The 11,614-nt window shown below is 59.5% G+C and carries 12 protein-coding genes; 10 read left to right on the forward strand and 2 right to left on the reverse strand.

What is annotated here, in order from left to right; all coding sequences use genetic code 11:
- The first annotated feature begins 29 nt into the window (after nucleotides 1-29).
- The 10 genes from G6K99_RS20395 to G6K99_RS20440 all read left to right on the forward strand — a co-directional run bounded on the left by G6K99_RS20395 (nucleotide 30) and on the right by G6K99_RS20440 (nucleotide 10,048).
- Nucleotides 30-1,130, forward strand: a complete 1,101-nt coding sequence (locus G6K99_RS20395) for a Gfo/Idh/MocA family protein (RefSeq protein ID WP_174197685.1) — start codon at nucleotides 30-32, stop codon at nucleotides 1,128-1,130.
- 22 nt (nucleotides 1,131-1,152) lie between these two features.
- Nucleotides 1,153-1,794: a ThuA domain-containing protein gene (locus G6K99_RS20400; RefSeq protein ID WP_174197686.1), complete on the forward strand. Its 642-nt coding sequence runs from the start codon at nucleotides 1,153-1,155 to the stop codon at nucleotides 1,792-1,794.
- A 53-nt stretch (nucleotides 1,795-1,847) separates the two neighbouring features.
- A complete protein-coding gene (locus G6K99_RS20405; protein WP_174197687.1) occupies nucleotides 1,848-2,999 on the forward strand; it encodes a mandelate racemase/muconate lactonizing enzyme family protein in 1,152 nt (383 codons plus the stop codon).
- A 148-nt stretch (nucleotides 3,000-3,147) separates the two neighbouring features.
- The gene (locus G6K99_RS20410; RefSeq protein WP_062459650.1) at nucleotides 3,148-3,462 is read left to right on the forward strand and encodes a hypothetical protein; all 315 of its coding nucleotides are present in this window, start codon (nucleotides 3,148-3,150) and stop codon (nucleotides 3,460-3,462) included.
- A 46-nt stretch (nucleotides 3,463-3,508) separates the two neighbouring features.
- Complete coding sequence (locus tag G6K99_RS20415; RefSeq protein WP_062459654.1) at nucleotides 3,509-4,120, forward strand: general stress protein; 612 nt, start codon at nucleotides 3,509-3,511, stop codon at nucleotides 4,118-4,120.
- Nucleotides 4,121-4,294: 174 nt separating this feature from the next.
- Nucleotides 4,295-5,089 carry an exodeoxyribonuclease III gene (gene xth / locus G6K99_RS20420; protein ID WP_062578035.1) on the forward strand — a complete coding sequence of 265 codons (795 nt, stop codon included), beginning with the start codon at nucleotides 4,295-4,297 and terminating at the stop codon, nucleotides 5,087-5,089.
- Nucleotides 5,089-5,298: a hypothetical protein gene (locus G6K99_RS20425; protein WP_113165411.1), complete on the forward strand. Its 210-nt coding sequence runs from the start codon at nucleotides 5,089-5,091 to the stop codon at nucleotides 5,296-5,298. Before xth ends, G6K99_RS20425 begins: the two co-directional genes overlap by 1 nt.
- 95 nt (nucleotides 5,299-5,393) lie before the next feature.
- Nucleotides 5,394-6,287, forward strand: coding sequence for an NAD(P)-dependent oxidoreductase (locus tag G6K99_RS20430; protein ID WP_174197688.1), 894 nt, complete (start codon nucleotides 5,394-5,396; stop codon nucleotides 6,285-6,287).
- Between the two features lie 214 nt (nucleotides 6,288-6,501).
- Entirely contained in the window at nucleotides 6,502-8,034 is a 1,533-nt protein-coding gene (locus G6K99_RS20435) for an acyl-CoA carboxylase subunit beta (protein WP_113111475.1), read from the forward strand.
- 10 nt (nucleotides 8,035-8,044) lie between these two features.
- A complete protein-coding gene (locus G6K99_RS20440; protein WP_174197689.1) occupies nucleotides 8,045-10,048 on the forward strand; it encodes an acetyl/propionyl/methylcrotonyl-CoA carboxylase subunit alpha in 2,004 nt (667 codons plus the stop codon).
- 57 nt (nucleotides 10,049-10,105) lie between these two features.
- Here G6K99_RS20440 and G6K99_RS20445 read toward each other — a convergent pair whose 3' ends face one another.
- Both G6K99_RS20445 and G6K99_RS20450 read right to left on the reverse strand, forming a co-directional pair.
- Entirely contained in the window at nucleotides 10,106-10,996 is an 891-nt protein-coding gene (locus G6K99_RS20445; protein ID WP_174197909.1) for a lytic transglycosylase domain-containing protein, read from the reverse strand.
- 55 nt (nucleotides 10,997-11,051) lie between these two features.
- On the reverse strand, nucleotides 11,052-11,594 hold the full coding sequence (locus tag G6K99_RS20450) for a metallophosphoesterase family protein (protein WP_174197690.1): 543 nt from the start codon (nucleotides 11,592-11,594) through the stop codon (nucleotides 11,052-11,054).
- Between the last annotated feature and the right edge of the window lie 20 nt (nucleotides 11,595-11,614).

The following is an 11,614-nucleotide window of genomic DNA, read 5'->3' on the forward strand; positions in this document are numbered from 1 at the left end:
CCACATATTTGCAACTTTGGGAGGAGACTATGCAAAAACTCGGCATCGGCATCATCGGATGCGGCAACATATCGTCAGCCTATCTGAAAGCGATGGCATCTTTCCCGGTCCTCGACATCCGCGGCATCGCCGACCTCAATCACGGTCTGGCCGAGCAGCGAGCCGGCGAGTTCAACCTTGCGGCCAAGAGCATCGATGAGTTGCTCGGCGATCCGGAGATCCAGCTGATCGTCAACCTCACCGTGCCAAAGGCGCATGTGGAGGTCGGTCTTCGCGCCCTTGCGCATGGCAAGCATACCTACTCCGAAAAGCCTCTCGGCATTACCTTTGCAGAAGGCAAGAAGCTCGCGGAGACCGCGAAGTCGACTGGTCTCCGGATCGGCGCAGCGCCGGATACCTTTCTTGGCGGTTCGCACCAGACAGCCCGGTCGATCATCGATACGGGCGTGCTGGGAACGCCGGTTGGCGGAACCGCCACCTTCATGTGCCCCGGGCACGAACGCTGGCATCCAAACCCTGACTTCTACTATGAAGCCGGCGGCGGGCCGATGCTCGATATGGGACCTTACTACATCACCGACCTCGTCAACCTTCTGGGTCCGGTTGCCAAAGTTGCAGGCTTTGCGGTCACTCCGCGCAACGAGCGCACGATCACCAGCGAACCGCGCAACGGGCAGAAGATCCCAGTGCATATTCCCACGCATGTTTCGAGCGTCATGGCCTTCGAAAACGGCGCCGTGGTGCAGATCAGCATGAGCTTCGATGTCGCGGGCCACAAGCATGTGCCGCTCGAAGTCTATGGCACCGAGGGAACGCTGATCGTCCCCGATCCGAACCATTTTGGCGGCGACATTCAGCTGCTGAAGAGAGGCGCTAGCTTCGAGCTGCAGCCGACGACGGAACCCTATGCGGATGGCAATTACCGGTCGCTCGGCGTTGCGGACATGGCTCATGCCATCCTGTCCGACCGCCCGCATCGGGCAAGCGGCGATCTCGCCCTGCATGTCCTCGAGGTCATGGAAGCGTTCGGCACCGCGGCAGACAAGGGGCAGACCGTTGACATCACCACCAAGCCGGAGCGGCCCGCGCCGCTTTCGCAATCGTTGATAGACGGGCAGCTCGCCCGCTGACACCACACTGGAGGAGACTGATATGCGCGAAGCTTTGATCGTATGGGGTGGCTGGAGCGGGCATGAACCGCAGGAATGCGCTCATGTCATTAGGGATATTCTTCAGGAGGACGGCTTCAAGGTCTATCTGGAAAACACGACGGAAGCGTTTGCAGACCCTTCCATTCACGACCTGTCTCTGATCGTACCGATCATGACCATGTCGAAGATCGAGAAGGAGGAGGCAAAGAACCTCGCTTCTGCAGTCGAAAACGGTGTCGGCATCGCCGGCTACCATGGCGGCGCCGGTGACGCGTTTCGCGAATGCGTCGAATACCAGTTCATCATCGGCGGCCAGTGGGTGGCCCATCCCGGCAACATCATCGACTACACCGTCAACGTGACCCGCCCGGACGACGAGTTGATGCAGGGGATCGGCGATTTCCCCTACACGTCCGAGCAGTATTACATGCATGTGGACCCCTCGAACGAGGTGCTGGCGACGACAACGTTCAATGGCGATCACGCGTCCTGGATCGATGGTGTTGTCATGCCTGTCGTCTGGAAGCGCAATTACGGCAAAGGACGCGTCTTCTATTCGTCGCTCGGCCACGTGGCGAAGGAATTCGAGGTGCCGCAGATGCGGACGATCTTCAGGCGTGGTGCAAACTGGGCGGCGCGCTGATGGTCTCCTGACGCTCAGTCCGCCCGATCTCCGACAAGCATGGCCCGGCTCTCATGAAAATCTCCGCAATCAAGCCCTATGTCACCAAACTGGGTGTTCGCAACCAACTGCTTCTCAAAGTGGAAACGGAGGAGGGGATTTATGGTTGGGGCGAGTCGGGCCTGTCATATCGAGAGAAGGCGGTTCTCGGGGCGATCGATCACTACAGCCGGTTTCTGATGGGTCGCGATCCGATGCATTGCGGCGCGCTGTGGCAGGAGATGTATCGAAGCCAGTATTTTGAGGGCGGCCGGGTGTTGACGGCCGCGATCTCTGCCCTCGACATCGCCTTTCACGATATCAAGGGTAAGGCTCTCGGAGTGCCCGTGTACCAATTGCTCGGAGGCCGGCAGCGCGAGCGGGTGCCGGCCTTCGCAACGACCTCTGCCGAACCGGGACCTGAGATGGTGGAGCAGGCGCTGCTCCTGAAGGACCAGGGCTGGCGGTGCATCCGGATGATCGCCACCGGCCAGGAAAATAGCGATCGTTTCGAACCACGCGAGTCGATCGCGACGACGGCCGAGTGGGTCACGCGGGTGCGCGAGGCCGTGGGTCATGAGATAACGCTTGGCGTCGAGTACCATCATCGCCTCAGCGTCGCCGAGGCCGCCTCGTTCTGTCAAAAGCTGCCGCGGGGCACTCTGGATTTCATCGAGGAACCGATCCGCGACGAGACGCCCGGTGCCTACGAAGCACTGCGCAGAATGACGGAGATACCGTTTGCTATCGGCGAGGAGTTTTCGTCGAAATGGCAATTCCTTCCCTATGTCGAACGTGACCTCCTGCAGTTCTGCCGCATCGACATCTGCAATGTCGGCGGTTTCACCGAAGCGATGAAGATTGCCGGTTGGTGCGAGGCGCATTACGTCGACCTCATGCCGCATGCGCCGCTTGGCGCCGTATGCACGGCGGCCTCCGTCCACCTTGCCGCAGCCGTCGCCAACTTCGCTTGGCTGGAATGCCGCAACTCACCGACAGAGCAGCTGGGTTTCGGTGACCCCGCAACCTACCCGAAACAGATCGGGATGGATGGAGCCTTCTACCGCGTGCCGGACGAGCCGGGTCTCGGTGTCGATGTCAATGAATCGCTTCTTCAGGCGTCGAGCTTCGAATACAGCGAGCCGCCGCACCTGCGCCGCGATGACGGCTCTTTCACCAACTGGTGAGATCGGGACCAACCGTGTTCGTATCGTGGGTGAACGCGGATGCGCGTCCTTGGTTGATCCGCCGTGCCTAATCTCAACGGAACAAAATCCGGCTCCGCGGGTTGTCCTCCGCGCATTCGAAAGTGAATGCAGAACTTGGAGGAACACCATGAAAAAACTTAGCTTTGGCCTCGCTGCAGTCCTTCTTTCGGCATCCGCCGTTCTGGCTCAGACAGAGCCTAAGACGACCGAGACGACACCAGCGGTGAGCACCTCCGGCGAAACAAATCCGGCCGCACCGGTTGCTGGCAAGAACAGCTTCACAGAGGCGCAGGCAAAATCGAGAATCGAGGAAGCCGGTTACGCGGAAGTCTCCGGTCTCAAGCTGGACGACCAGGGCATCTGGCGCGCCATGGGTACCAAGGACGGCAAGCACGGCAACGTGGCGCTGGACTTCCAGGGCAATGTGGTGATGGCGAAGTAAGCCTGATCGTCCCAACAACAATAACGAATACGAAGAGGAAATTCCCATGCGTACCATTACTGGACTTTACGACAGCTACGATGACGCCCGCGCCGCGGTGAAGGCTCTCGAAGATGCTGGCGTGTCATCCGACGACATCAGCATCGTGTCGCACAAGAACGGCAAAGAAGATATCGAAGGCCAGGGCAGCAACGCTGCTGAAGGCGCGGGCACAGGCGCTGGCATCGGTGCCGTCGCTGGTGGCGCCGGTGGTCTTCTGGCCGGTCTCGGAATGCTCGCAATTCCAGGCGTTGGCCCGGTTGTAGCAGCTGGCTGGCTTGCAGCAACGGCAGCCGGTGCTGTCGCTGGCGCAGTGGCCGGTGGCGCAGCAGGCGGTATCGTCGGTGCAATGATCGAATCCGGTGTGTCGGAGAAGGACGCCCACCTTTATGCCGAAGGCGTACGCCGCGGCGGTTCGCTGGTCGTCGCCAAGGTCGATGACGACAAGGCAGTGGCTTCTGAAGCGATCCTGACCCGTTCGCGTTCTGTCGATCTCAACGAGCGTCGCACAGCATACACCAATGATGGCTGGTCGCAGTTCGACGACAAGGCTGATCCTTACACACAGGACCAGATCGACGCCGAGCGCGGTCGCTACCGCACCAACACTCCGATCTGATCCATATTCTGAAAGGGCGGTCTTCATGGCCGCCCTTTCTTTATGCCGGGCAATTGCCGGCGACTGCGCAAGGCGGCATCGATCTGTCAACTTGTGCTTTGTCAAAACCAACACGCAGCACCGCAAATTTAGGCTGGGCCGCGAACTCGATAGTAGCACTCGGGTACAATTCGCGTGAAAATAGCCAGCTACAACGTCAACGGCATCAACGGGCGGATCGATATCCTCCTCCAGTGGCTGGAGGAATCGCAGCCTGATGTCGTGTGTCTGCAGGAGCTCAAAGCGCCTGATCAAAAGTTTCCCATCAAAGCCATTGAAGCAGCCGGTTACGGCGCCGTGTGGCACGGGCAGAAATCCTGGAATGGCGTGGCGATTCTAGCGCGCGGCGAAGAGCCGCTGCTGACTCGAAAGGGCCTCCCTGGCGATCCTGACGATGTCCAAAGCCGATATATCGAAGCCCTTGTGAACGGTATCCTCGTCGGCAACGTCTATCTTCCGAATGGTAATCCTTCACCCGGCCCGAAATTCGATTACAAGCTCGCGTGGCTTTCGCGACTGCAGGACTATGCCGCCGAGCTGATAGAATTAGACGTTCCGGTCGTCATCGCGGGTGATTACAACATCATACCGACCGAACTCGACGTCTATAAGCCTGAGCGATGGACAGATGATGCGTTGTTCCGGGCCGAAGTTCGCGATGAATTCAGGGAGCTTCTCGCGCAGGGCTGGACGGATGCCATTCGCAGGTTACATGCCGACGAGCGCATCTACACCTTCTGGGACTACATCCGGAATGCGTATGGGCGAAACGCAGGACTTCGCCTCGACCATTTCCTGTTGAGCCCAGGTCTCGCAGACGACCTCTCGCGAGCCGAGGTCGACACGCATGTTCGGGGCTGGGCCCACACGAGCGACCATGCACCTGTATGGATAGAGTTGTTAGACGATCTTAAAAAAGGAGCTGAGTGATGGAAGGCCATTGGACAAACGAACTTCGCCAGAAGGTTGAGGCACTCGTCGACGAATACGTTGCAGCTGGAGCATCCCAGAGCGATGTGCTCGATGTCGTAGCAAAGACAGGGGTCGATCTGCGGCTTCCGAAAACCGATGAGCCTGATCGCGCCAGCGACAAGGCTGTTGTCGAGGAACCCGCCAACGATTGGCCGGCTGCGACGTAAGGCTGCGCGGAGGGGCGTGACGATCACGTTGCCGCGGACTACCATGACCGCCCGGCATGGCGGTTATGGCTCACATATGGGAAGGGAACAGAAACATGACAAAGCGGATCGTTTTCACTGGCGGCACCGGAAAAGCCGGCAAGCATGCGGTATCGTATCTTCTGGCGAAGGGATACTCGGTCCTGAATGTCGATCTGAAACCGCTCGATATGCCCGGCGTGAATACGCTGATCACGGATATCACCGACAGCGGCCAGGTCTTCAATGCGTTGACGACGCATTTCGGATTCTCCGGCTTCGAAGACGGCGCACCACCATCGGCACCCGATGCGGTCGTCCATTTCGCAGCCGTTCCACGCGTGCTGATCGAGCCTGATAACAAAACATTCGAAGCCAATGTCATGGGCACCTATAACGTGCTGGAAGCCGCCATGAAGCTCGGCGTACGCAAAGTCGTGATTGCTTCAAGCGAGACGACCTACGGCGTCTGCTTTGCCGAAGGTGACAAGAATTTCCACGCGTTTCCGCTGGAAGAAGATTACGACAGCGATCCGATGGACAGCTACGGATTGTCGAAAGTCGTCAACGAAAAAACCGCTCGCGCCTTTGCCATGCGCTACGGAGCCGACGTCTATGCTCTGCGCATCGGAAACGTGATCGAGCCTGACGAATACGACGATTTCGCAGATTTCCTTGAACAGCCGATGTCGCGAAAACGCAATGCGTGGAGCTACATCGACGCGCGCGACCTTGGTCAGATCGTCCATCTCTGCCTGGAGAAAGACGGGCTTGGCTATCAGGTCTTCAACGCAGTCAACGACACGATCACCGCCGAGCTGCCAACCGCCGAATTCCTCGCCAAATATTGTCCGGATACGCCGGTCTGGCGCGAGATGGGTCGGGATGAAGCGCCGCTCTCGAACCGCAAGGCCCGCGAAGTTTTAGGCTTCCGCGAAGAGCATCCCTGGCGGCGATATATGCTACGCTGAGCTGCCAGATTGTCCGCTTCCGCGAGGGCGGGGGAACTTGAAATGGATGCGGACGTCAGCCTATCGGAGGGGCTGGCGTCATCTCCGGCAAGCGGTTAGCAATAGTTCTAGACGAAGCCGCAGCTTCATCTTTGATCGCGAAGGCATAAGGCGCGCCGCTGTCGCATCAGTCTTAGCTGGGGCACGGGGACGAGGGGATGGGAGACGACAACGCATGCTGCAGATAATCGAACAGCTGGAACAACGCAGGGCTGAGGCGCGTCTCGGAGGGGGCCAAAGACGGATCGACGCCCAGCACGCGAAGGGCAAGCTGACGGCGCGCGAGCGGATAGAGGTCCTGCTGGACGAGGGCTCCTTCGAGGAGTTCGACATGTATGTCACCCATCGCTGCACGGATTTCGGCATGGAGACACAGAAGGTGGCCGGCGACGGTGTCGTGACCGGCTGGGGCACCATCAACGGGCGCCAGGTCTATGTCTTCAGCCAGGATTTCACAGTGCTCGGCGGGTCTCTATCCGAAACCCATGCCCAGAAGATCTGCAAGATCATGGATATGGCGGTGAAGGTCGGGGCGCCCGTCATAGGCCTCAACGATTCCGGCGGGGCTCGCATCCAGGAAGGCGTCGCCTCGCTCGGCGGCTATGCGGAAGTGTTTCGCCGCAATGCCGAGGTTTCCGGCGTCATCCCGCAGATCTCGGTGATCATGGGACCATGCGCCGGCGGCGCCGTCTATTCGCCTGCCATGACCGACTTTATCTTCATGGTGCGCGACACGTCCTATATGTTCGTGACGGGTCCCGACGTGGTGAAGACCGTAACGAACGAGATCGTGACCGCCGAAGAACTGGGGGGCGCCACGACCCATACTCAGAAATCTTCGGTCGCGGATGCCGCATTCGAAAACGACGTGGAAGCGCTGGAAGCGGTCAGGCAGCTATTCGACTTTCTGCCTCTCAACAATCGCCAGAAGCCCCCGGTTCGCCCTGTCCATGACGACCCGTCGCGGTTGGAGATGCGGCTCGATACGCTGATCCCAGATAGCGCGGCCAAGCCCTATGACATGAAGGAACTGATCACGGCACTTGCCGATGAAGGCGACTTCTTCGAGATCCAGGAAGCATTTGCGAAAAACATCATCACCGGTTTCATTCGCATGGAAGGACAGACGATCGGCGTCGTTGCCAACCAGCCGATGGTGCTGGCCGGCTGCCTCGATATCGACTCGTCGCGCAAGGCGGCGCGGTTTGTGCGGTTCTGCGATGCGTTTTCCATTCCGCTGCTGACGCTGGTCGATGTGCCGGGCTTCCTTCCGGGCACGGCGCAGGAATATGGCGGCGTCATCAAGCACGGCGCAAAGCTGCTGTTTGCCTATTCGCAGGCCACCGTGCCGATGGTGACGCTGATAACCCGCAAGGCATATGGGGGCGCGTATGACGTGATGGCGTCCAAACATATCGGCGCCGATATCAACTATGCCTGGCCGACGGCTGAAATCGCCGTTATGGGCGCTAAAGGTGCGACCGAGATCCTGTATAGGTCGGAGCTTGACGATCCGGACAAGATCGCAGCCCGCACCCGGGAATACGAGGAACGGTTCGCCAACCCGTTTATCGCGGCAGAGCGTGGCTTTATCGACGATGTGATCATGCCGCATTCGTCGCGCCGTCGTATCGCAAGGGCATTTGCCTCGTTGCGCGACAAGCAGGTGCAGACCCATTGGAAAAAGCACGACACAATCCCGCTGTGAGGCTCTAAGCATGATCAAGAAAATCCTGATCGCCAATCGCGGCGAAATTGCCTGCCGGGTCATCCGGACCGCCAAGCGGATGGGTATCGCAACCGTCGCTGTCTATTCGGACGCTGATCGTGATGCGCTGCATGTGAGGATGGCGGATGACGCGGTTCATATCGGTCCAGCGCCCTCCGACCAGTCCTATATCGTCATCGACCGTATTCTCGATGCCGTCGCGAAAACAGGCGCAGATGCCGTCCACCCTGGATACGGGTTTCTGTCGGAAAACGCCCTGTTCGCAGCAGCGCTCGAGAAAGCCGGCATCATCTTCGTCGGTCCGCCGGTCAGGGCGATCGAAGCGATGGGCGACAAGATCACGTCCAAGAAGATCGCCGCCGAAGCGGGCGTTTCGACCGTGCCGGGTCACATGGATCTCATTGCGGATGCCGATGAGGCCGTAAAGATTTCCTCCTCGATCGGCTATCCGGTCATGATCAAGGCGTCTGCCGGCGGTGGCGGCAAGGGCATGCGGATCGCCTGGAACGATGCCGAAGCCCGGGAGGGTTTCCAGTCATCCAAAAACGAGGCGAAGTCTTCCTTTGGCGACGATCGCATCTTCATCGAAAAATTCGTGACGCAACCGCGTCACATCGAGATCCAGGTACTCGGCGACCAGCACGGGACCACGCTCTATCTCGGGGAGCGCGAATGCTCGATCCAGAGGCGAAACCAGAAGGTCATCGAGGAAGCGCCGTCTCCTTTCCTCGATGAGCAGACCCGGAAAGCGATGGGCGAGCAGGCCGTCTTGCTCGCAAAGGCCGTTGGTTATTTCTCCGCGGGCACAGTCGAATTCATCGTCGACAGCAACAGGAATTTCTACTTCCTCGAAATGAACACCCGGCTGCAGGTCGAGCATCCCGTGACGGAGCTAATTACCGGCGTCGATCTCGTCGAACAGATGATCCGAATCGCGGCCGGTGAAAAGCTGGCCCTCAGCCAGGACGACGTGAAGCTTGAAGGCTGGGCGATCGAAAGCCGGCTCTATGCCGAAGATCCCTATCGCAATTTCCTGCCGTCGATCGGCAGGCTCAGCCGCTACCGTCCACCGGTCGAGGGCGTCAAGCACGATGGCACGATCGTGCGCAACGATACCGGCGTCTTCGAGGGTGGCGAGATCTCGATGTACTACGACCCGATGGTCGCCAAGCTCTGCACCTGGGCGAAAGACAGGACGGCTGCGATCGATGCGATGGCGACTGCGCTCGACGGTTTTGAGGTCGAGGGCATCGGCCACAACCTACCCTTCCTCTCGGCGGTTATGAGCCAGGAGCGTTTCCGCTCCGGCAACTTGACGACCGCCTATATCGCCGAGGAGTTTCCCGATGGCTTTTCCGGTGTGCATCCCGATGCGGATGCGTTGCGGACGCTGGCAGTGATTGCGGCGTTTGCGCATCAGATGATCAGGCAGCGGGCGCTGCAGATCTCAGGAACGCTTGCGACCGCTCGCCGCGTGGCGGCCAAGGACTGGATCGTGGCGCTGGCAGACGCTGAGGAAACGGTCACGATCGAGACCGGATCGGCAGAAAGCGCCGTCGTATTTGCAGATGGCAGTCGCTTCGCGATCTCTTCGGACTGGCTGCCCGGCAAGCGACTTGCCAGTTTTACCATCGGTGACAGAGTTGCCGAAGTGAAAATCGATCTGATCGGATCGGCCATCCGGCTACGTTGGCGCGGTATGGATGTCAGGGCGCGGGTGCGTTCACCGCGTGTTGCGCAGCTTGCACGCCTGATGCCGGTCAAGGTCCCGCCCGATATGTCGCGAATGCTGCTTTGCCCGATGCCCGGCGTCATCACCTCGGTCACGGTCGGCGTGGGCGATCAGGTGGAAGCAGGTCAGACGCTGGCGACTGTCGAGGCGATGAAGATGGAAAATGTCCTGAAGGCGGAACGTCGTGGCGTGGTGAAGCGGGTGACAGCATTGCCCGGCCAGAGCCTTGCGGTTGATGAACTGATCATGGAATTCGAGTAAGGCCCGCCGACGATTTCTCAGGAAACGGTATCGACGCCCACACACAGGGTCCACGGTTCAGCGGTTCTTGAGAACCGTGCAGGAAACGCCGTGGGCTTTGATTTCATTGCAAAGCTTGACTGCAGCGGCCCGGCTTTCCTCACCGATGCGGGCTGCGTAGCGCGGACGACGACCGAAATTTCCGCCGCGTTGGCGCACGATAAGTGCCCGTTCGGCATTAAGCGGCGAGGGCAGTTTCGCAACCGAGGCGGCAAATAGCCGGCCGGCAACGCCAGGGTTATAATGCGCGGCGAGCTGGACACCCCAAGGCGCCCAGTCGGCTGACGCACCGAGAACCGGATCGTTGATGCGACGAGTGTCCGCCAGCGCGACGCAGGCGTCCTTAAACGGTTTTTGAGGGTCCAGATCGGGTGCGGCAACCGCCGGAGCATTGTCTCTCCAGACTTCCGCGGGATAGCCTGTAATCGCGAAGACGTAGTCCCGCGTCTCCATCGGCAGGCTTCCCGAGGTGAGGAACCTCTGCAGCCGTGCTTCGCCGGCATTGTAAGCGGCCGCCGAGAGACCGAAATTGCCGAACTTACCTCTCATTTCAGCGAGATATGTCGCGGAGGCATCAAGCGCTTCGAGAACGTTGAAGCTGTTGTTCAAACCGCGTAGACGGGCCGTATCCGGCATGAACTGCGCGATACCCTGCGCGCCCTTCGGGCTGACTGCTTCAGGCCGAAACAGGCTTTCACGCCATATCAGGCGGGCGAAAAAGGCGGGCGGGATCTTCTGTTCTGTCGCGAAATGTTCGATCGCGTGACAGAGATCGACGTTGAACGTCTCCTTGGCGATGCAGAGCGCTTCGTCGCCGTCGCGCCGCTCGTAGAGGCACTCCGTCTCTTTGGTTGGTTCCGGAAGTGAGGTCTCGGCAGCGACAGGGTCGGCAAAGGCAGCCGCGACCATCAAAGCGCCAGCGCCCAGAAGTTGGAATTCCCTCTTCAACAAAAACCGCTCTCTTCTATCCGCTTGCATGTCCGCCGCCCAGTGTCACGACAGAGGCGATCTTTGGCGCAGCCTTCTTCTTGACGACATCCTCCAGCGTTACCGGCCGAAGCCCCTGCGCATCGACGCCAACATCAAACTGCCGTGGCAGCGGTTTGAGCCGGCCATGCGAGTGGCCGTGGAGGTTGATCGATTTCTTGCCCATCTTGTTCCAGGTGCGAAACGCGTAGTGGCAGAGGATCAGATGGACATCGTCGATATGAAGCTCATGATAGTGCTGCACGGACGTCCAGCCACTGGCCGACGTCGTGGTCTCCGGGTCGTTATTGCCGATGATCAGGTGTTTGCGGCCGTTGAGCTTTGCCAGTAGCGCATCGCAATCGCCACCGCGTACCGACATGAAATCGCCGAGATGCCAGACATCGTCGTCAGCGCCGACTATATCATTCCAGTATTGAATGAGTGCCGCGTCGTGCGCGACCATGTCCGGGAACGGTCGCCGGTCGATGCGCAACACGCGAGTATCGGCAAAATGGGTGTCGCTTGTGAAGTAGATCATGAGGTTTTAACCGGACCGCG

This window comes from Neorhizobium sp. AL 9.2.2, assembly GCF_013317225.1.
GTDB lineage: Bacteria > Pseudomonadota > Alphaproteobacteria > Rhizobiales > Rhizobiaceae > Neorhizobium > Neorhizobium soli.

Excerpts from the sequence above, each read along its gene's own strand:
- G6K99_RS20415 (WP_062459654.1), top strand. The coding sequence starts at position 3,509 with ATGCGTACCATTACTGGACTTTACGACAGCTACGATGACGCCCGCGCC.
- G6K99_RS20425 (WP_113165411.1), top strand. The coding sequence starts at position 5,089 with ATGGAAGGCCATTGGACAAACGAACTTCGCCAGAAGGTTGAGGCACTC.
- G6K99_RS20405 (WP_174197687.1), top strand. The coding sequence starts at position 1,848 with ATGAAAATCTCCGCAATCAAGCCCTATGTCACCAAACTGGGTGTTCGC.
- G6K99_RS20435 (WP_113111475.1), top strand. The coding sequence starts at position 6,502 with ATGCTGCAGATAATCGAACAGCTGGAACAACGCAGGGCTGAGGCGCGT.
- G6K99_RS20395 (WP_174197685.1), top strand. The coding sequence starts at position 30 with ATGCAAAAACTCGGCATCGGCATCATCGGATGCGGCAACATATCGTCA.
- G6K99_RS20450 (WP_174197690.1), bottom strand. The coding sequence starts at position 11,594 with ATGATCTACTTCACAAGCGACACCCATTTTGCCGATACTCGCGTGTTG.
- G6K99_RS20410 (WP_062459650.1), top strand. The coding sequence starts at position 3,148 with ATGAAAAAACTTAGCTTTGGCCTCGCTGCAGTCCTTCTTTCGGCATCC.
- G6K99_RS20440 (WP_174197689.1), top strand. The coding sequence starts at position 8,045 with ATGATCAAGAAAATCCTGATCGCCAATCGCGGCGAAATTGCCTGCCGG.
- G6K99_RS20400 (WP_174197686.1), top strand. The coding sequence starts at position 1,153 with ATGCGCGAAGCTTTGATCGTATGGGGTGGCTGGAGCGGGCATGAACCG.
- G6K99_RS20445 (WP_174197909.1), bottom strand. The coding sequence starts at position 10,996 with ATGGTCGCGGCTGCCTTTGCCGACCCTGTCGCTGCCGAGACCTCACTT.
- G6K99_RS20430 (WP_174197688.1), top strand. The coding sequence starts at position 5,394 with ATGACAAAGCGGATCGTTTTCACTGGCGGCACCGGAAAAGCCGGCAAG.